This window comes from Streptomyces flaveolus (assembly GCF_044765825.1).
Taxonomy (GTDB): domain Bacteria; phylum Actinomycetota; class Actinomycetes; order Streptomycetales; family Streptomycetaceae; genus Streptomyces; species Streptomyces flaveolus.
Genome location: NZ_JBIWKU010000006.1, coordinates 167,161 through 185,715, shown reverse-complemented (window position 1 = coordinate 185,715; position 18,555 = coordinate 167,161). Strand labels below are relative to the sequence as shown.

The window sequence follows — 18,555 nt, the reverse complement described above, 5'->3', positions numbered from 1 at the left end:
GCAAGTGAGCGTGACGGTCCGCGTCCCCGCCAAGGTCAACGTCCAGCTCGCGGTCGGCGCCGCCCGCGCCGACGGCTTCCACGACCTGGCCAACGTCTTCCTCGCGGTCTCGCTGTACGACGAGGTCACCGCGACCCCGGCCGACGCCCTGCGCGTCACCTGCGAGGGCCCGGACGCCGACCAGGTCCCGCTGGACCGCACCAACCTGGCGGCGCGCGCGGCCCTCGCCCTCGCCGAGCGGTACGGCCGCGAACCCGACGTCCACCTGCACATCGCCAAGGACATCCCCGTCGCCGGCGGCATGGCGGGCGGCAGCGCGGACTGCGCCGGCGCCCTGGTCGCCTGCGACGCCCTGTGGGGCACCGGCGCCTCGCGCGCCGAGCTGCTGGAGATCTGCGCCGAGCTGGGCAGCGACGTCCCGTTCAGCCTGGTCGGCGGGGCGGCGCTGGGCACCGGGCGGGGCGAGCGGCTGACGGAGCTGGAGGTCGGCGGCGACTTCCACTGGGTGTTCGCGCTGGCCGCGCGGGGCCTGTCCACGCCGGCCGTCTTCCGGGAGTTCGACCGGCTGGCGGAGGGCCGGGACATCCCCGAGCCGGTCGCCGCGCAGCCCGTCCTCGACGCCCTCGCCAAGGGCGACCCCGCGGCCCTCGCCGTCGCGGTCACCAACGACCTCCAGCCCGCCGCGCTCTCCCTCTTCCCCGAACTGTCCGACACCCTCGCGGCGGGCCGGGCGGCGGGGGCGCTGGCGGCGCTGGTCTCGGGCTCGGGCCCGACCACGGCCTTCCTCGCCCCGGACGCCCGGTCCGCGTCCGACATCGCCGGGGTGCTGAGGGCGTCCGGCACCTGCCGCGACGTACGCACGGCGTCGGGCCCGGCGGCGGGGGCGACGGTGCTCGGGTCGGCCTGATCCCAACGGCAAACCCTGGGTACCGGCGGCCGGGACTACCCTGGAGGGTCGATCGTCCCCCAGGCAGGAGAGAAATGGCCGTCAACCTGGTCAATGTCGAGAACGTCAGCAAGGTGTACGGCACCCGTGCACTTCTCGACGGCGTGTCCCTCGGCGTCTCCGAAGGGGACCGCATCGGTGTCGTCGGCCGCAACGGCGACGGCAAGACGACCATGATCCGGATGCTCGCCAAGCTGGAGGAGCCCGACACCGGACGGGTCACCCACTCCGGCGGGCTGCGCCTCGGCGTGCTCACCCAGCACGACTCCCTCGACCCCGAGGCCACCGTCCGCCACGAGGTCATCGGAGACATGGCCGACCACGAGTGGGCGGGCAACGCCAAGGTCCGGGACGTGCTGACCGGCCTGTTCGGCGGGCTGGACCTGCCCGGCTTCCCGCAGGGGCTGGACACCGTCATCGGACCGCTCTCCGGCGGCGAACGGCGCCGGATCGCGCTCGCCAAGCTGCTCATCGACGAGCAGGACCTGATCGTCCTCGACGAGCCCACCAACCACCTCGACGTCGAGGGCATCGCCTGGCTCGCGAGGCACCTGCGCGAACGCCGCTCCGCCCTCGTCTGCGTCACCCACGACCGCTGGTTCCTCGACCAGGTCTGCACCCGCATGTGGGACGTCCAGCGCGGCGACGTCTACGAGTACGAGGGCGGCTACTCCGACTACGTCTTCGCCCGCGCCGAGCGCGAGCGCATCGCCGCCACCGAGGAGACCAAGCGGCAGAACCTCGTCCGCAAGGAGCTGGCCTGGCTGCGGCGCGGCGCCCCCGCCCGCACCTCCAAGCCCCGCTTCCGCGTCGAGGCCGCCAACGAGCTGATCGCCGACGTCCCGCCGCCCCGCGACAGCAGCGAGCTGATGAAGTTCGCGTCGTCCCGGCTCGGCAAGACCGTGTTCGACCTGGAGGACGTGACCGTCCAGGCCGGCCCCAAGGTGCTGCTCAAGCACGTCACCTGGCAGCTCGGCCCCGGCGACCGCATCGGCCTGGTCGGCGTCAACGGCGCCGGCAAGACCTCCCTGCTGCGCGCGCTCGCCGACGCCGCCCGCAGCGAGGGCGAACAGCAGCCAGCGGGCGGGAAGGTGCGCGTCGGCAGGACCGTCAAGCTGGCCTACCTCTCCCAGGAGGTCGCCGAACTCGACCCCACCTGGCGGGTGCTGGAGGCCGTGCAGCGCGTCCGCGAGCGCGTCGACCTCGGCAAGGGCCGCGAGATGACCGCGGGCCAGCTCTGCGAGACGTTCGGCTTCGGCAAGGAGAAGCAGTGGACGCCGGTCGGCGACCTGTCCGGCGGTGAGCGGCGGCGTCTCCAGCTGCTGCGCCTGCTCATGGACGAGCCCAACGTCCTCTTCCTCGACGAGCCCACCAACGACCTCGACATCGAGACCCTGACCCAGCTGGAGGACGTCCTCGACGGCTGGCCCGGCTCGATGATCGTCATCTCCCACGACCGGTTCTTCATCGAGCGCACCACCGACCGCGTCTTCGCCCTGCTCGGCGACGGCGCGCTCCGGATGCTGCCGCGCGGCATCGACGAGTACCTGGAGCGGCGGCAGCGGATGGAGGAGGCCGCGGCGGCGGGCTCCCCCGCACCGGCGGCGAAGCCGGCCGCGGAGGCGGGGGAGAAGAGCGCCGCCGACGTGCGCGCCGCCAAGAAGGAGCTCCAGAAGATCGAGCGGCAGCTCGACAAGATCTCCGAGAAGGAGACCAAGCTGCACAGCCGGATCGCCGAGAACGCCACGGACTTCGCGAAGGTGGCCGAACTGGACGCCGAGCTGCGGACCTTGGCCGGACAGCGCGACGAACTGGAGCTGCGCTGGCTGGAACTGGCGGAGGACGCCTGATCCGCGGCGGACCCCTGCGCATACGGGGCGCGCGCCGCGTGAAGGGGGCGTGAAGGCGCGTAACGGAGGCATCACGGGCCGGTCCTCCCTTGGGAACAGGGGCGGACGCGGCCCGGTGTGCTGTCGGTACCTGGTGATAGAAAGGGCCGTCTGAAGACTGTCTGAGACCGCCCGATGACGCTTCCGAGGCCAGCGCGTACCTCGGAGCGTGGCGAAAAATCAGTGAGCAATAAGGGGGAACGCGCTGATGAGCCAGCCGCCCAACCAGCCGCCGCAGCCGGGTGGCTTCGGAGCACCGCAGGATCCGCCGCCGGGCGGTGGTTTCGGAGCGCCGCAGACGCCTCCGCCCCCGCAGGGCCCGCCCCGTACGCCCCAGCCTCCGCAGGGCCCGCCGCCCGGACCGCCGCAGCCGGGGTACGGCTACCCGCAGCAGCAGCCCGGTCCGTACGCGCAGCCGGGCCCGTACACCTCCGGCCCGTACGCCCAGCCCCAGCAGCCGGGCCCGTACGGTCAGCAGCCCGGCTACGGCTACCCGCAGCCCCAGTTCCCCGGCGCGCCCGGCACCCCGCCGCCCGGCGGCTCCGGATCCCGCAACCCCTTCAAGGGCAAGCCGGCCCTCGTGATCGGCGCCGCGGTCGCGGCCCTGCTCGTGATCGGCGGCACCGTGTGGGCGGTCACCGGCACCGGGGACGACGGCAAGGACAAGAAGCCGGTCGCCGAGAAGAGCGACGACGCCAAGCCCTCCGTTTCCGGCGGCGCCCCGGTCGACCCGGGTGACGGAAGCGGCGACGGCGGCGAGGACCCCGAGGACCTCAACGAGGGCCGCCAGGCGGGGGAGTCCAAGGTGCTCTGGTACAAGGAGGCGCCCGACGCCCCCGGTTCCGGCGCCGACGCCGACGGCATGTGGATCACCGACAAGGCCGCGGTGAAGGCGGCGTACAAGCAGCTCTTCGCCTACAACGTCGGTGACGGCAAGCCCACCTGGGACCCGATCACCTTCCCGCAGAAGATCTGTGCGGTCACCCCGGACAGGACGGCCCAGAACACGATCGTCGTCGCCTACATGAGCGGCTCCAGCGACCGCGCGGAGTGCAACCAGCTCCAGCAGATCGACCTCGCCACCGGCAAGCAGGGCTGGAAGGAAGAGGTGGCGGAGGGCGAGCTGTTCGACTCGACGCTCTCCCTCGAACTCACCGTCAGCGGCAACACCCTGATGGTCGGCCGCTCCCAGTCCGGCACCGCCTACGACGTCACCAGCGGCAAGAAGCTGTACGACAAGAAGCGGTACGGCGACGCCTGCTTCCCCGCCGGATTCGCGGGCAGCGCCACGAAGCTCGTCCAGGTCGCCTCCTGCGGCGCCGGCGGCGACAACGCGCACGACGAGATGCAGGGCCTCGACCCGAAGACCGGCAAGGTCCTGTGGACCTACAAGTACGAGAAGGGCTGGCAGGTCGGGCGGGCCTACTCCGTCGACCCGCTCGTCGTCTACGCCACCAACGAGGACAAGAAGGTCTGGAACATCTCCAGCTTCACCTCCGCCGGCCGGGTCCAGGCGCAGGTCGACGTCGACGAGGACTTCGCCCCCGAGTGCGGCTGGGCCATCCTCGAACGCGACCTCCAGGGCTGCACGGGCGTCGTCGTCGCCGACAACACCCTCTACCTGCCGACCGAGGCGACCACCGGGGCCAACGAGATCGTCGCGGTCAACCTCGCCGACGGCAAGGAGAAGTGGCGCACGAAGTCCCCCGCGGACGAGTCGATGCTGCCGGTGAAGGCCGAGGGCGGCGCGCTCGTCGCCTACGTGGAGCCGTCGTACGACGCGGGCGGCCAGGTCGTGTCGATCCCGACGGGCGGCGGCAGCCACACGCCGGCCAAGCTGCTCCAGAACCCGCAGGGCGCTGCGGACGTCGAGGACAGCTTCTACTCGCGGGACATCGACTGGGCCGACGGGCGCTTCTACATCTCCAGCACCCGTCTGACCGGGAACGACGACGCGAAGGAGAAGTTGATGCTCGCCTACGGCAAGTGACCTTCTTCGCCCCCGCCGTCCGCCCCGCCGGGGCCGTCCGGCCCGTCCGGCCGGCCCCGTCGTCTCCGCTCTCCGAGGTACTCACGCCATGACCCAGCCGCCGCCCCCGCCGCCCCACCAGCCCCCGCAGGGAGGCGGTTTCGGCCCGCCACAGGACCAGCCGCCGCAGCCGCCGCAGCCCCCCGCCCCGCCGTCGGGGCCGAACCTCGGCAAGGCTCCCGAGCCCGGGTACGGCTACCCCCAGGCCCCGGGGACGCCCCCGGCGGCCCCGCCGACCCCGCCGGTGGGCGCGCCGCAGCCGGGGTACGGGTATCCGCAGCCCCCGCAGACGCCCCAGCCCGGTTACGGCTACCCCGGCCAGCCGGGCGGGTACGGACAGCCGCAGCAGCCCGGTCCCTACGGGCAGCCGACGCCGCCGTACGGTCAGCCGGGGCAGCCCGGTCAGCCCGGCTACGGATATCCGGGGGCGACCGCGCCGATGCCGGCCCAGCCCGGCGCGACGGGCGGCGGGCGGAAGATCAGCGCATCGATGGCGATCATCGTGGCGGCCGTCGTCGCGATCGCCCTCATCGTCGGCGGCGGCGTCTGGTACGCGAGCTCCTCCGGCAAGGACGACGACAAGAACACCACCGCGGGCTCCAGCGGCGGCACCGGCGGCAAGGGCGGCACGGGCGAGAAGGGCGGCACCGGCGGCACTTCCTCGGGCGGCGAGGAGAAGGTGCCGTCGGACCCGTCCGCCAAGGTCCTCTTCCAGGTCCCGGCACCCCCGGTGAGCAAGGACGACAGCAGCATCGTCGTCTCCGGCTCCTGGCTCACCGACTCGGTCTACGCCAAGAGCGGCATCGCCCAGATCGTCGGCTACGACCCCGACAAGGGCACCAAGCTGTGGACCGTCCCGCTGGCGGGCCCCGTCTGCACCACCAGCCGGCACCTCACCGAGGACAACAAGGCGGTCGTCGTCCACGAGCCCGCCATGCCGACCAAGGCCGAGCCCTCGCACGGCTGCAGCCAGGTCGCGCTGATCGACCTGAACACCGGCAAGACGGTGTGGACGAAGACCGCCAAGTCCGGTGACCAGCCGATCTCCTTCGACAACGTCACGATCAGCGGCGGCACCGTCGCCGCCGGCAGCACCAGCGGCGGCGTCGCCTGGGACCTCGCCAGCGGCAACGTCCTGTGGTCCCCGAAACCGACCGACTCCTGCTACGACGCGGGCTACGGCGGCGGCGAGAAGCTGGTCGCGGTGCGCAAGTGCGGCACGTACGACGCGCGGCAGCTCAACATCCAGACCCTCGACCCGAAGTCCGGCAAGGTGCTCTCGGAGTACAAGATGGCCAAGGGCATCGAGTACGCGGGCATCGTCTCCACCAACCCGCTGGTCGTGGCCGCCGACGTCGGCGACTCCGCCGGTGACGGCAGCGGCATCTCGGACTTCTTCTCCATCGACAACAAGACGGGCAAGCTGCGCACCCGCATCTCGGCGCCGGGCGAGCAGTACGCCGCCCGCTGCGACACCATCAGCAAGATCGAGCAGTGCTCCGGGCTCGTGGTCGGCAACGACCGGATCTACATCCCGACCGAGGAGCACGAGGGCGGTGGCGAGGGGTACTCCCGGACCAACGAGATCGTCGCCCTCGACCTGGCCACCGGCAAGCAGACCGGGCAGCGCGCGGACGCCGGCGAGGGCTACACGATCACCCCGCTGCGCATGGACGGCGGCAACGTGATCGCCTACAAGCGCCCGCCGTACGACAAGGGCGGCCAGATCGTCAGCATCGACGGTGGGTCGTTCAAGGAGACCACGCTGCTGGAGAACCCGGCGACCGAGGCGGTGCGGGACGTGGAGACCAGCATGCTGCCGGAGTACTCCGAGTACCTGTACTCCCAGGGCCACCTGTACATGTCGCAGGTGTACGCCAGTGAGCTGACCAGTGCGGACGAGAAGGAGTACCTGGCCATCGGGTTCGGCACCGGCGGCTGAGCCGGCCGATCCCCCTCGGGCGTGCGTTCACGGCCCCGTCCCTGTTCAGGGGCGGGGCCGTATTGCGAGGGATTTCGGCGTTCCGGGGCAGTTCTTACCGGTAGGGGCAGCGCGACGTCGCACTAGCGTGTAGCTTCCGGGGGCATGAGGCGGGGCCGGGGGGCCGCGGGCCGGGGGGACTGGGGGTTGCTCTATGGGAGTGCGGCTCATGGTGGTCGACGACCACCGATTGCTCGCCGAGGCGTTGGCCTCGGCGTTGAAGCTGCGGGGGCACCGGGTGCTCGCCGCGGCGGCGCCCGCCGCGGGGGCGGCGGAGCTGGTGATCAGCCGGGCGCCGGAGGTGTGCCTGCTGGGCACGGCGACACCGGCCGAACCGGGGATCTTCGACCCGGTGGTGCGGGTCAAGCGGGAGCGGCCGCAGGTGGCGGTGCTGGTGCTGGGGCCGGTGCCGAGTCCGCGCGGGATCGCGGCGGCGTTCGCGGCGGGGGCGTCGGGGTACGTCCGGCACGACGAGCGCATCGAGGGCGTCGAGCGGGCGATCATGAAGGCGCGGGCGGGTGAGGCGGCGGTGGCGCCGGCGCTGCTCCAGGGGGCGTTCGGAGAGCTGCTGAATCCGGCGGCCCAGCCCGACGACGAGGGGCAGCGGTTGCTGTCGATGCTGACGCCGAGGGAGGTCGAGGTCCTGGTCCGGGTCGCCGACGGCGAGGACACTCGGCTGATCGCGGCGGGCATGGGCATAGCGCCTTCGACGGCGCGTACGCATGTCCAGCGGGTCCTGATGAAACTGGGCGTGGGCTCCCGACTGGAAGCGGCCGCGCTGGCGGCACGGACGGGCCTGCTGGACCGAGCGGGTGCCTCCGGCGGCTGAGCATCGTGCCTGCGGGTGCCTCCGGTGGTGGGGCGGGGTGCCTGCGGCGGCCTGTGCGGGTGTGGTGGGGGTGCGCGTAGCGCCTTCGGTGGTGGGTGGGTCGGGGTCGTGTCGGGGGGTGTCCGTCCTCGGAACGGCGCGGAATCGGTCGGCCACAGAAGTGCCCGGCGCGGACGCGCCAACCGCTGCGGGCGGACACCCCCCGACACGTCCCCTTCCCGCCGTACGCGGCTGACCGCCGTCGTTGCATCCCGACGCGTTACGCCGCCGCAGCCGCGGGCCGCTGCCTATGCCGACGTAGCTGCGGGCAGTCGTGCCTCCCCCAGTGCCTGAACGGCCTGGGAGGTACCCCCAGGGGCGGCACGGGTGGGCGCAGCGGCACCCGGCAGCGCTGGGCTGCGTCACCCACCCCCGTTCCGCCTGAGCGCCGGCGCCCCGCAGCGCCGAGCCGCACCCGCACCGGGTGACGCCGGTGGAGGGACCGACGTCAGAACCCGGCCGTCACTTCTGCGCGGCCTCGTCCACCGGCGGTGCCGGCGGGGCGATGGGCCGAAGCTTCAGCCAGACCAGGAAGAACAGGCCCAGCAGCAGCATCCCCACCCCGGTCCACAGATTGATGTTCACCCCCTGCGCCTTGTCGATGTCGTCGTCGGACGCCACGAAGCCCGCGATCGTCACGATGACGCCGTAGACCACGAACAGCCCGCCGATGATCCGCCGGATGTCGAACAGCCGCGCGGCGGTGGCGGACTTGCTCTCCAGCTCGGAGACCTCGTCCTGGACGTTCTTGTCGGAGTAGGAATCGGACATCTTCTCTCAATCCTCCCGCGATCAGAACGAGAACGGGATGTAGCAGGCGGCGGCCAGCACGACCGCACCCCAGCCCAGCAGCGCCGGCTTGCGGTACCACGCGTCGTCGCCCGCGGCGGGCGGCTCGGACATGCCGGGGGAGCGGGTGCCGTAGACCAGGCCCTGGAGCTCGGAGACCGGCTTGGGCTTGGTGAACAGGGACACGGCGACCATGACGACCGCTCCGGCGACGAAGCCCGCGATCGCCGAGACGAAGTTGGCGCCCTGGTCGGAGGGGATGTCGATGATGCCCTGCTTGTAGATGACGAAGTAGTTGACCATCGCGGCGGTGGTGCCCGCGATCAGCCCCCAGAAGCCGGACTTCATCGACGCCCGCTTCCAGAACATGCCGATGATGAAGACCACGAACATCGGCACGTTGAAGAAGGAGAACAGCGTCTGGAGGTAGCTCATGATGTTCGAGAACGACGAGGCCAGGAACGCCGTGCCGATCGAGGCCAGCACGCCGATCACCGTGATCAGGCGGCCGAAGCGCACGTAGTACGCGTCGTCGCGGTCCTTCACGACGTACTTCGCCCAGATGTCGGTGGTGAAGACGGTGTTGAAGGAGGAGACGTTCGCCGCCATGCCTGCCATGAAGGCCGCCAGCAGGCCGGTCACGGCGATGCCGAGCACGCCGTTGGGCAGCAACTGCTGCATCAGGTACGGGATCGCGTCGTTGTACTGGAGGTCCGAGCCCGGCGTGCCGATCTTCGGGACGAGGACCGCGGCGACCAGGCCCGGGATCATCACCAGGAAGACGATGAAGATCTTCGGGAACGCGGCGATCAGCGGCGTGCGCTGGGCCGCCGAGAGGTTCTTCGCCGACAGGGCGCGCTGCACCTCGGCGAAGTTCGTCGTCCAGTAGCCGAAGGAGAGCACGAAGCCGAGGCCGAGGACGATGGTCAGCCAGTTGGCGCCCAGCGGGTTCGCGCTGCCGATGCCCGTGCCGCCCCACGAGGTCATGAAGTCGGCGCCGTGGGACTGGGTGAGGGAGTCGGACAGGCCGTCCCAGCCGCCGACCTTCTTCAGGCCCAGGATGGTGATCGGGATGAGCGCCGCCATGATCACGAAGAACTGGAGGACCTCGTTGTAGATCGCCGAGGAGAGTCCGCCGAGGGTGATGTACGCCAGGACGAAGAAGCCGGCGATCACGATGGCCACCCACTCCGGCCACCCGAGCAGCGCCTCCACGACGATCGCGAGGGCGTAGAGGTTCACGCCGGCGATCAGGATGGCCGCAAAGGCGAACAGGATCGAACTCAGCAGGTGTGCCGCCTTGTCGAAGCGGAGGAGGAGGAACTCCGGCACCGAGCGGACCTTCGAGCCGTAGTAGAACGGCATCATCACCAGGCCGAGGAAGACCATCGCCGGAATGGCGCCGATCCAGTACCAGTGCGTCGTGTAGACGCCGTACTGCGCGCTGTTGGCGGCCATCCCCAGGATCTCGGTGGCACCGAGGTTGGCCGAGATGAAGGCGAGACCGGTGATCCAGGCGGCCAGCGACCGTCCGGACAGGAAGAAGTCCAGGCTGGTCTTGACCGAGCGGCGGGCGGCGAAGCCGATGCCGAGGACGACGACGAAGTAGATCCCGAGGATCGTGTAGTCGAGCCAGTTGGTGGGGAGGCGAAGCTCCGCGGCTAGATATGTGGGGGTATGCATACGAACTCGCTTCGTTGCGCGAACTGATCCGGAGCGGAACCTACGCCTCCGTGTTCAGTAATTGAACACTTCAGGTGATGTTCTTTGTTTGATTGTGATGATCGGGGTGCTGGTCGGTTGTGAAGTGTTATGTTTGATTGTGTTGAGTGATTGGGTGTGGGCGTAGAGGAGTGCGGCAGTGAAGAAGACCTCGACCCGGCTGGCCGACGGTCGCGAGCTCGTCTACTACGACCTGCGCGACGACGCGGTGCGGGACGCCGTGGACCGCCGCCCGCTGGAGCGGACCGTCACCACCTCCGAGGTCCGCCGCGACCCGCTGCTCGGGGACTCGGTGGCCATCGCCTCGCACCGCCAGGGCCGCACCTACCACCCGCCCGCCGACCAGTGCCCCCTGTGCCCGTCCGCGGGTGAGCGGCTGAGCGAGATCCCCGACGCGTCGTACGACGTGGTGGTCTTCGAGAACCGTTTCCCCTCGCTGGCCGGCGACTCCGGCCGCTGCGAGGTCGTCTGCTTCACCTCCGACCACAACGCCTCGTTCGCCGACCTGAGCGAGGAACAGGCCCGGCTCGTGCTCGACGCCTGGACGGACCGCACCTCGGAGCTGTCGCATCTGCCCTCCGTCGAACAGGTCTTCTGCTTCGAGAACCGCGGCGCCGAGATCGGTGTGACGCTCGGTCACCCCCACGGGCAGATCTACGCCTACCCGTTCACCACCCCCCGCACCGCCCTGATGCTCCGTTCACTCGCCGCGCACAAGGAGGCGACCGGCGGGGCGAACCTGTTCGACGCGGTGGTCGAGGAGGAACTGGCGGGCGAGCGCGTCGTCCTGGAGAGCGAGCACTGGGCCGCCTTCGTGCCGTACGCGGCGCACTGGCCGTACGAGGTCCACCTCTACCCCAAGCGGCGCGTGCCCGACCTGCTCGGCCTCGACGAGGCGGCGCGCACAGAGTTTCCCCAGGTCTATCTGGAACTGTTGAGGCGCTTCGACCGGATCTTCGGGGAGGGTGAGCCCCCGACGCCGTACATCGCGGCCTGGCACCAGGCCCCGTTCGGACAGCTGGAGGACTTCGAGGGCGTGACGCGGGACGACTTCGCGCTGCACCTGGAGCTTTTCACTATTCGCCGTACGTCCGGCAAGCTGAAGTTCCTCGCGGGCTCCGAGTCCGGCATGAACGTGTTCATCAACGACGTGCCCCCGGAGCGCGCGGCCGAGCGACTGCGAGAGGTAGCGAGTTCATGAGCGGGAAGTACCTGGTGACGGGCGGGGCCGGTTACGTCGGCAGTGTCGTCGCCCAGCATCTGCTGGAGGCCGGCCACGAGGTCGTCGTCCTCGACAACCTCTCGACGGGCTTCCGCGAGGGCGTGCCGGCGGGCGCCACGTTCATCGAGGGCGACATCCGCGACGCGGCCAAATGGCTGGACGCCTCGTTCGACGGCGTCCTGCACTTCGCCGCGTTCTCGCAGGTCGGCGAGTCGGTCGTGAAGCCCGAGAAGTACTGGGACAACAACGTCGGCGGCACCATGGCCCTGCTGGAGGCCATGCGCACGGCGGGTGTGCGCCGGCTCGTCTTCTCCTCCACGGCCGCCACCTACGGCGAGCCGGACGAGGTGCCGATCGTCGAGTCCGCGCCGACGAAGCCCACCAACCCCTACGGCGCCTCCAAGCTCGCCGTCGACCACATGATCACCGGGGAGGCGGCGGCCCACGGGCTGGGCGCGGTCTCGCTGCGCTACTTCAACGTCGCCGGGGCGTACGGCGCGTACGGCGAGCGGCACGACCCCGAGTCGCACCTGATCCCGCTGGTCCTCCAGGTCGCGCAGGGCAGGCGCGAGGCGATCTCCGTCTACGGCGACGACTACCCGACGCCGGACGGCACCTGCGTGCGCGACTACATCCACGTCGCCGACCTGGCCGAGGCCCACCTGCTCGCCCTGGACGCGGCCGTCCCCGGCGAGCACCTCATCTGCAACCTGGGCAACGGCAACGGCTTCTCGGTCCGCGAGGTCGTCGAGACCGTCCGCCGGGTGACGGGCCACCCGATCCCCGAGGTCGTGGCCCCCCGCCGGGGCGGCGACCCGGCCACCCTGGTGGCGTCGGCCGGCACCGCCCGCGAGAAGCTGGGCTGGAACCCGTCCCGCGCGGACCTCGCGGGAATCGTCGCCGACGCGTGGGAGTTCGCGCAGCGGCACGCGAAGTAGACCTGCAGTACCTGAAGAAGCACGGAAGGGCGAGGGGTCAGGGCATGAGCGAGGCTGTCGCGCAGACGGTCGGGGAGCGGTTCCGCGAGCTGTACGGGGAGCGGCCGCAAGGGGTGTGGGCGGCGCCGGGCCGGGTCAACCTCATCGGCGAACACACCGACTACAACGACGGCTTCGTCATGCCGTTCGCCCTGCCCCACACCGCGGTCGCCGCGGTCTCCCGGCGCGACGACGGCGTCCTGCGCCTGCACTCGGCGGACATCGGCGCCGGCCCCGTCGAACTGCGCGTCGCCGACCTGACCCCCGAGGCCGACAAGTCCTGGACGGCGTACCCCTCGGGCGTCGTCTGGGCCCTGCGCGAGGCCGGGCACGAGATCACCGGCGCCGACATCCACCTGGCCTCGACGGTCCCGTCGGGCGCCGGCCTGTCCTCGTCGGCGGCCCTGGAGGTCGTCGTCGCCCTGGCCCTGAACGACCTGTACTCCCTCGGCCTGCGCGGCTGGCAGCTGGCCCGCCTGTGCCAGCGCGCCGAGAACGTCTACGTCGGCGCACCGGTCGGCATCATGGACCAGACGGCGTCCGCGTGCTGCGAGGCCGGCCACGCCCTGTTCCTGGACACCCGCGACCTCTCGCAGCGCCAGATCCCCTTCGACCTGGCCGCCGAGGGCATGCGCCTGCTCGTCGTCGACACGCAGGTCAAGCACTCGCACAGCGAGGGCGAGTACGGCAAGCGCCGCGCCGGCTGCGAGAAGGGCGCCGCACTGCTGGGCGTCGACGCGCTGCGGGACGTGCCGTACGGGGAACTGGACGCGGCGCTCGAACGGCTGGGCGACGAGGAGGAGGTGCGCCGCCTGGTGCGCCATGTCGTCACGGAGGACGAGCGCGTGGAGCGGGTGGTGTCGCTCCTGGAGTCCGGCGACACCCGCGCCATCGGCCCGGTCCTCGTCGATGGCCACGTCTCCCTGCGGGACGACTTCCGCATCTCCTGCCCGGAGCTGGACCTGGTCGTCGACACCGCCCTGGAAGCCGGTGCCCTGGGCGCGCGGATGACCGGCGGCGGCTTCGGCGGCTCGGCGATCGTGCTGGTGGAGACGGCGGACGTGGACGGCGTCACCAAGGCGGTGGAGGAGGCGTTCGCCGCGGCCGGCTTCCTCGCTCCCCGGGTGTTCGAGGCGGTGCCCTCGGCGGGCGCGCGGCGGATCAGCCCAGCCGCTTGACCAGGGTGTACTCGGTGATCCCCGGCGGATAGTCGGGGATCACGCACACCACCTCGTAGCCCCGCCCGCGGTAGAAGCCGGGGGCCTGGAAGTCCCAGGTCTCCACGCGCGCCGCCGCGCAGCCCCGTTCGTCGCGGGCCGCCCGTTCCGCCTCGCCCAGCAGTGCGGCGCCCAGCCCCGCGCCCCGGCACCGGCCGTCCACCCACAGATAGGTCACGTGCAGCCAGGTCGCCCAGGTGTGCCCGACCAGACCGCCCGCGAGGCCGCCCCCGTCGTCCAGGGCCCAGACGTGCAGCGGGAATTCGCGTTCGTGAGGGGTGCCGCGCAGGGAACGCAGGATCGACGAGGCGGCCGTGTTCGTCTCCCGCAGGCGGGTGCGCAGCAGATCGCGCCGTGCTTTGTCTACTTCTGTCACTAGACGAAACATGCGGCTCACCATAAACGCGCCCGGCTGTCAGTTCTGCAAATAACCTTCCGCTCCCGGCGCCCGCCCGTACTCTGATGGACAGCACCGGTGGGGGCCGGTGCCGATCAGGGGGCGAGACAGCCGGGTACGGAGCCCGGGACGGGGGTAGCGGTTACGCACGGCGGCGGCCGTGCGGCTGCGGCGACCCGTCCCCGGTACCGAACACGAGGACGGATACGGGGGCTTCGGGCTCCGTGCCCGCGCCGGTGTCGTCCTTTGGCGACGTATCCCCTGCTCCCCGGGAGCGTGGGGAAGGGGGTTCCGTGGTGCGCATCCGAGTCCTGGTCGTCGACGACCACCGCATCTTCGCCGAGTCGCTCGCGGCCGCCCTGGCCGCCGAGCCGGACGTCGAGGTCTCCGCGGCCGGCAGCGGCCCGGCCGCGCTGCGCTGCCTGGAGCGGGCCGCGGCCGAGGGGCGGCGGTTCGACGTGCTGCTCGTCGACGCCGACCTGGGCGGCCATGTGCCCGGCGCCCGGCCGGCCGTGCCCGTGCGGGACGGCAACGAGGACGGGCTGGTGGACGGCATCTCGCTGGTCACCGGGGTGCGGTCGGCGCAGCCGGGCGTGCGGATCGTCGTCCTCGCCGAGAAGGACGATCCCCGGCGGGCCGCCCTGGCGCTGGGCGCCGGTGCCTGCGGATGGGTCGCCAAGGACTGTTCCCTGTCGCGGCTGCTCAGCGTCATCCGGGGGGTGCTGCGCGACGAGACGCATCTGCCGCCCGCGCTGCTCACCGGCGTCCTGCGCGAGCTGACCGCCGCCCGCAAGCACCGGACCGAGAGCGAGCGGCTGGTGGAGTCGCTGACCCCGCGCGAGCGGGAGGTGCTGCGCTGCATGGTCGCCGGGCTCGGCCGCAAGGCGGTCGCCGAGCGGCTGTACCTGTCCCCGCACACGGTGCGGACCCATATGCAGAACGTGCTGGGCAAGCTGGGCGTCCACTCCACCCTCGCCGCCGTCGCGCTGGCGCGCAGGGCCGGGGTGGGGCCGGTCGACCTGGGGCCTCCCGGGCGGATCGGGTCGGAGGAGAGCAACAGCGCCTGACCGACGCGTCCGCGGCCCGGTCCGTCAACCGGGGATGTTGTCGAACGGGGCGGTCAGTTGGCGCAGCAGCGCGGCCAGTTCGCTGCGCTGGGCCCGGGAGAGCTCGGCCAGGATCGCGCGCTCCTGGTCCAGGAGCCCGGCGAGGGCCTGGTCGGCGCGGTCCCGGCCCTCGTCCGTGAGCCGCACCAGCACGCCGCGCCGGTCGCTGGGGTCGGGCAGGCGCTCCACCAGGCCCTTCTTGGCGAGGCGGTCGATGCGGTTGGTCATCGTGCCGGAGGTGACCAGGGTCTGCGTGAGCAGCTGGCCCGGCGAGAGCTGGTACGGGGTGCCCGCGCGGCGCAGCGCCGTCAGGACGTCGAACTCCCACGGCTCCAGCTGATGTTCGGAGAAGGCCAGCCGACGTGCGCGGTCCAGGTGCCGCGCGAGCCTGCTCACGCGGCTCAGCACCTCGAGCGGTTCCACGTCGAGGTCCGGGCGCTCCCGGCGCCACGCTGCGACCAGCCGATCGACCTCGTCCTCCATGACGATCAGTGTAGTGGTTGTGTCGATGTGAAGTCTCTTGAGGTCAATCATCTTGACGTCGAGATAAATCTTGGGTGACGCTGGGTACCCGACCCCTGTCCGGCCGCTCCCTGGAGGCACCATGTCCGCCACCGCGCCCACCTGGGACCCCGCCCAGTACCTGCGCCACGCCGGTCACCGCGCCCGCCCCTTCGCCGACCTCCTCGCCCGCGTCCCCGACCTCCCCGCGGGGCCGGCCGCAGAGCCGCCCCGCGTCGCCGACCTCGGCTGCGGTCCCGGCAACGTCACCACCCTGCTCGCGGGCCGCTGGCCCACCGCCCGCGTCACCGGCTACGACACTTCCGCCGAGATGCTCGCGCGGGCCGAGGAGCACGCCGGTCCCACCCCGGGCGGCGGACGCCTGGACTTCGCCCACGCCGACGCCCGCACCTGGACCCCGGCCGAGCCGCACGACCTGATCATCAGCAACGCCACCCTCCAGTGGGTGCCCGGCCACGTCGAACGCTTCGCCGACTGGATCGCCGCCCTGCGGCCCGGCGGCACCTTCGCCTTTCAGGTCCCCGGCAACTTCGACGCCCCCAGCCACCGCCTGATGCGCGACCTCGCCGGCTCCCCGCGCTGGGGGGACCGCCTCGCCGGCACCCTGCGTCACGACGACGCCGTCCTCGCCCCCGGGGCCTACCTGGAGCGGCTGACCGGCCTCGGCTGCACGGCGGACGTCTGGGAGACCACGTACCTCCACCTGCTGACCGGGGACGACCCCGTCCTCGACTGGGTCAAGGGCACGGGCCTGCGTCCCGTCCTGACCGCGCTCGACGACGATCCGGAGGCCCGGGACGCGTTCGTCGAGGAGTACCGCACCGCCCTCCGCGAGGCCTACCCGCCCGGCCGGCACGGCACCCCGTTCCCCTTCCGCCGCGTCTTCGCCGTCGCCCGGAAGGAAGGGTGAGTCAGTAGGTCAACTCTTCCGGTGCCCGATCAGCCGTGGCTTCGGCTCCAGGCCGTCCAGGCCGTGCCACGCCAGGTTCACCAGGTGCGCCGCCACCTCGGCCTTCTTCGGGCGGCGCACGTCCAGCCACCACTGGCCGGTCAGCGCCACCATGCCGACCAGCGCCTGCGCGTACAGCGGGGCCAGCTTGGCGTCGAAGCCGCGGTTCTTGAACTCGCGGCCCAGGATGTCCTCCACCTGGGTGGCGATGTCGGAGATCAGCGAGGCGAAGGAGCCCGTCGACTGCGGGATGGGGGAGTCACGGACCAGGATGCGGAAACCGTCCGTGTACTCCTCGATGTAGTCCAGGAGCGCGAACGCGGCCTGCTCGCACAGCTCACGCGGGTGGCCGGCGGTCAGGGAGCTGGTCACCATGTCCAGCAGCCGCCGCATCTCGCGGTCCACCACCACCGCGTACAGGCCCTCCTTGCCGCCGAAGTGCTCGTACACCACCGGCTTGGACACCCCGGCCTTCGCCGCGATCTCCTCCACCGACGTGCCCTCGAACCCCTTCTCGGCGAAGAGGGTGCGACCGATCTCCAGCAGTTGCTGGCGACGCTCGGCACCGGTCATCCGGGTACGGCGCGCACGCCGTGGCTTGTCATTGCTGGGAGTGCTGGAGTCGGTCGCCACAGCGACCATCATGCCGCCTCGACGGTTTCCTTCCGGCGGCGGGAGCCGCCTTGGTCCGTGTTGCGGCGCGAATCGATACGCGAGCGTGACGGCCACCGCACGTCGTACGCCCATCCCAGCTGCTCGAACCAGCGGATCAGGCGGGCGCTCGAATCGAGCTGGCCGCGCATCACGCCGTGCCGCGCCGACGTCGGATCGGCATGGTGCAGGTTGTGCCAGGACTCACCGCAGGACAGGACCGCCAGCCACCACACGTTGCCCGAACGGTCCCGCGACTTGAACGGACGCTTGCCGACCGCATGGCAGATCGAGTTGATCGACCACGTCACGTGGTGCAGCAGAGCCACCCGGACGAGCGACCCCCAGAAGAACCCGGTGAACGCACCCCACCAGGACATCGTGACCAGCCCGCCGATCAGCGCCGGAAGGGCCAGCGACAACGCGGTCCACAGGACGAACTGGCGGGAGATCGCCCGCAGCGCCGGGTCCTTGATCAGATCCGGCGCGTACTTGTCCTGCGGGGTCTGCTCCTCGTCGAACATCCATGCGATGTGGGCCCACCACAGGCCCTTGATCAGCGCCGGAACCGTCTCGCCGTACCGCCACGGCGAATGCGGGTCGCCCTCGGCGTCGGAGAACTTGTGGTGCTTGCGGTGGTCGGCGACCCAGCGGACCAGCGGCCCCTCGACCGCCATCGAGCCCGCGATCGCCAGCGCGATCTTCAGCGGCCGCTTCGCCTTGAACGAACCATGGGTGAAGTGACGGTGGAAACCGATCGTGATGCCGTGGCAGCCCAGGTAGTAGAAGAAGACCAGCAGGCCCAGGTCCAGCCAGCTCACCCCCCACCCCCACGCCAGCGGCACCGCCGCCACCAGTGCGAGGAAGGGGACGGCGATGAACAGCAGCAGGGTGATCTGCTCGATCGAACGCTTCTGCTCACCGCCCAGCGTGGCGGTGTCCGCGCACTCGTCGTCGGGGGCCTTCGGAGCGTCTGGGATCACATCGGAACTCATGGTCATGCGCGTCCTTGGAGGGTCGAGGGTCATGGCCGGCGCCGGGCTGCGGAAACTCCCCGCGGAAACCACGCACAGTTCCCTACGGTTCCGTAACCTACGGCGACGTAAGTATGGCAGCGCGTCGCCCCGCGGCAAGAGCCCGAGAGCCTGCGCGTCCCGGTCGACACCTATCCTGGAGAGCGGTCGGACAGCGCGGTCCGCTCAGATTTCTTCCCGGACGTCCAGCCCCGTAAGCGGCGCCCGCCGCGCGAGACGCCGTCCGGGTTCCCTCCCAGACGAGCTTCAACACTGC

Annotated in this window: 16 protein-coding genes; 10 read left to right on the top strand and 6 right to left on the bottom strand. The window is 71.3% G+C overall.

Features of this window, described 5'->3' with window-relative positions; translation table 11 throughout:
* Positions 1-4: 4 nt before the first annotated feature.
* The 5 genes from ACIRG6_RS19900 to ACIRG6_RS19880 all read left to right on the top strand — a co-directional run bounded on the left by ACIRG6_RS19900 (position 5) and on the right by ACIRG6_RS19880 (position 7,674).
* Positions 5-907: a 4-(cytidine 5'-diphospho)-2-C-methyl-D-erythritol kinase gene (locus ACIRG6_RS19900; protein ID WP_403323806.1), complete on the top strand. Its 903-nt coding sequence runs from the start codon at positions 5-7 to the stop codon at positions 905-907.
* A 74-nt stretch (positions 908-981) separates the two neighbouring features.
* Complete coding sequence (locus ACIRG6_RS19895) at positions 982-2,796, top strand: ABC-F family ATP-binding cassette domain-containing protein (RefSeq protein ID WP_318213211.1); 1,815 nt, start codon at positions 982-984, stop codon at positions 2,794-2,796.
* Positions 2,797-3,043: 247 nt separating this feature from the next.
* Positions 3,044-4,825: an outer membrane protein assembly factor BamB family protein gene (locus tag ACIRG6_RS19890; RefSeq protein WP_364673615.1), complete on the top strand. Its 1,782-nt coding sequence runs from the start codon at positions 3,044-3,046 to the stop codon at positions 4,823-4,825.
* Between the two features lie 88 nt (positions 4,826-4,913).
* A complete protein-coding gene (locus tag ACIRG6_RS19885) occupies positions 4,914-6,806 on the top strand; it encodes an outer membrane protein assembly factor BamB family protein (RefSeq protein ID WP_403323803.1) in 1,893 nt (630 codons plus the stop codon).
* Positions 6,807-6,999: 193 nt separating this feature from the next.
* Entirely contained in the window at positions 7,000-7,674 is a 675-nt protein-coding gene (locus ACIRG6_RS19880; protein ID WP_239766057.1) for a helix-turn-helix transcriptional regulator, read from the top strand.
* A 501-nt stretch (positions 7,675-8,175) separates the two neighbouring features.
* On the opposite strand, the gene ACIRG6_RS19875 is transcribed toward ACIRG6_RS19880, so the two are convergent.
* Together ACIRG6_RS19875 and ACIRG6_RS19870 are read right to left on the bottom strand one after the other, a co-directional pair.
* Complete coding sequence (locus ACIRG6_RS19875) at positions 8,176-8,484, bottom strand: hypothetical protein (protein ID WP_364673610.1); 309 nt, start codon at positions 8,482-8,484, stop codon at positions 8,176-8,178.
* A gap of 21 nt (positions 8,485-8,505) precedes the next feature.
* A complete protein-coding gene (locus ACIRG6_RS19870) occupies positions 8,506-10,185 on the bottom strand; it encodes a sodium:solute symporter family protein (RefSeq protein ID WP_364818370.1) in 1,680 nt (559 codons plus the stop codon).
* Between the two features lie 178 nt (positions 10,186-10,363).
* Between ACIRG6_RS19870 and galT the strand changes: the two genes are divergently transcribed.
* The 3 genes from galT to galK are packed head-to-tail and all read left to right on the top strand — an operon-like array spanning position 10,364 to position 13,601.
* The gene (gene galT, locus ACIRG6_RS19865) at positions 10,364-11,425 is read left to right on the top strand and encodes a galactose-1-phosphate uridylyltransferase (protein ID WP_239766064.1); all 1,062 of its coding nucleotides are present in this window, start codon (positions 10,364-10,366) and stop codon (positions 11,423-11,425) included.
* Positions 11,422-12,384 carry a UDP-glucose 4-epimerase GalE gene (gene galE, locus ACIRG6_RS19860; protein WP_318213206.1) on the top strand — a complete coding sequence of 321 codons (963 nt, stop codon included), beginning with the start codon at positions 11,422-11,424 and terminating at the stop codon, positions 12,382-12,384. Before galT ends, galE begins: the two co-directional genes overlap by 4 nt.
* A 44-nt stretch (positions 12,385-12,428) precedes the next feature.
* Positions 12,429-13,601, top strand: coding sequence for a galactokinase (gene galK, locus ACIRG6_RS19855; protein ID WP_403323801.1), 1,173 nt, complete (start codon positions 12,429-12,431; stop codon positions 13,599-13,601).
* Here galK and ACIRG6_RS19850 read toward each other — a convergent pair.
* Positions 13,585-14,040 (bottom strand): GNAT family N-acetyltransferase, encoded by a 456-nt coding sequence (locus ACIRG6_RS19850; RefSeq protein WP_189233264.1) that lies wholly within the window; start codon positions 14,038-14,040, stop codon positions 13,585-13,587. The genes galK and ACIRG6_RS19850 overlap by 17 nt on opposite strands.
* 290 nt (positions 14,041-14,330) lie before the next feature.
* Here ACIRG6_RS19850 and ACIRG6_RS19845 point away from each other — a divergent pair, with 290 nt between their 5' ends.
* Positions 14,331-15,104 (top strand): response regulator transcription factor, encoded by a 774-nt coding sequence (locus ACIRG6_RS19845; RefSeq protein ID WP_239766074.1) that lies wholly within the window; start codon positions 14,331-14,333, stop codon positions 15,102-15,104.
* Between the two features lie 24 nt (positions 15,105-15,128).
* Here ACIRG6_RS19845 and tamR read toward each other — a convergent pair whose 3' ends face one another.
* The gene (gene tamR, locus ACIRG6_RS19840; protein ID WP_188181585.1) at positions 15,129-15,626 is read right to left on the bottom strand and encodes a MarR family transcriptional regulator TamR; all 498 of its coding nucleotides are present in this window, start codon (positions 15,624-15,626) and stop codon (positions 15,129-15,131) included.
* Between the two features lie 121 nt (positions 15,627-15,747).
* Between tamR and ACIRG6_RS19835 the strand changes: the two genes are divergently transcribed.
* Positions 15,748-16,575: a trans-aconitate 2-methyltransferase gene (locus tag ACIRG6_RS19835; protein WP_403323798.1), complete on the top strand. Its 828-nt coding sequence runs from the start codon at positions 15,748-15,750 to the stop codon at positions 16,573-16,575.
* 9 nt (positions 16,576-16,584) lie between these two features.
* Here ACIRG6_RS19835 and ACIRG6_RS19830 read toward each other — a convergent pair whose 3' ends face one another.
* Entirely contained in the window at positions 16,585-17,259 is a 675-nt protein-coding gene (locus ACIRG6_RS19830) for a TetR/AcrR family transcriptional regulator (RefSeq protein WP_161163718.1), read from the bottom strand.
* A complete protein-coding gene (locus ACIRG6_RS19825) occupies positions 17,256-18,266 on the bottom strand; it encodes an acyl-CoA desaturase (RefSeq protein ID WP_318213200.1) in 1,011 nt (336 codons plus the stop codon). The genes ACIRG6_RS19830 and ACIRG6_RS19825 overlap by 4 nt, the downstream gene beginning before the upstream one ends.
* Between the last annotated feature and the right edge of the window lie 289 nt (positions 18,267-18,555).

What these genes read in the sequence shown, in the direction of transcription:
- ACIRG6_RS19895 (WP_318213211.1), top strand. Translation starts at nt 982, where the DNA reads ATGGCCGTCAACCTGGTCAATGTCGAGAACGTCAGCAAGGTGTACGGC.
- ACIRG6_RS19890 (WP_364673615.1), top strand. Translation starts at nt 3,044, where the DNA reads ATGAGCCAGCCGCCCAACCAGCCGCCGCAGCCGGGTGGCTTCGGAGCA.
- ACIRG6_RS19885 (WP_403323803.1), top strand. Translation starts at nt 4,914, where the DNA reads ATGACCCAGCCGCCGCCCCCGCCGCCCCACCAGCCCCCGCAGGGAGGC.
- ACIRG6_RS19880 (WP_239766057.1), top strand. Translation starts at nt 7,000, where the DNA reads ATGGGAGTGCGGCTCATGGTGGTCGACGACCACCGATTGCTCGCCGAG.
- ACIRG6_RS19875 (WP_364673610.1), bottom strand. Translation starts at nt 8,484, where the DNA reads ATGTCCGATTCCTACTCCGACAAGAACGTCCAGGACGAGGTCTCCGAG.
- ACIRG6_RS19870 (WP_364818370.1), bottom strand. Translation starts at nt 10,185, where the DNA reads ATGCATACCCCCACATATCTAGCCGCGGAGCTTCGCCTCCCCACCAAC.
- galE (WP_318213206.1), top strand. Translation starts at nt 11,422, where the DNA reads ATGAGCGGGAAGTACCTGGTGACGGGCGGGGCCGGTTACGTCGGCAGT.
- galK (WP_403323801.1), top strand. Translation starts at nt 12,429, where the DNA reads ATGAGCGAGGCTGTCGCGCAGACGGTCGGGGAGCGGTTCCGCGAGCTG.
- ACIRG6_RS19850 (WP_189233264.1), bottom strand. Translation starts at nt 14,040, where the DNA reads ATGGTGAGCCGCATGTTTCGTCTAGTGACAGAAGTAGACAAAGCACGG.
- tamR (WP_188181585.1), bottom strand. Translation starts at nt 15,626, where the DNA reads ATGGAGGACGAGGTCGATCGGCTGGTCGCAGCGTGGCGCCGGGAGCGC.
- ACIRG6_RS19835 (WP_403323798.1), top strand. Translation starts at nt 15,748, where the DNA reads ATGTCCGCCACCGCGCCCACCTGGGACCCCGCCCAGTACCTGCGCCAC.
- ACIRG6_RS19830 (WP_161163718.1), bottom strand. Translation starts at nt 17,259, where the DNA reads ATGATGGTCGCTGTGGCGACCGACTCCAGCACTCCCAGCAATGACAAG.
- ACIRG6_RS19825 (WP_318213200.1), bottom strand. Translation starts at nt 18,266, where the DNA reads ATGACCATGAGTTCCGATGTGATCCCAGACGCTCCGAAGGCCCCCGAC.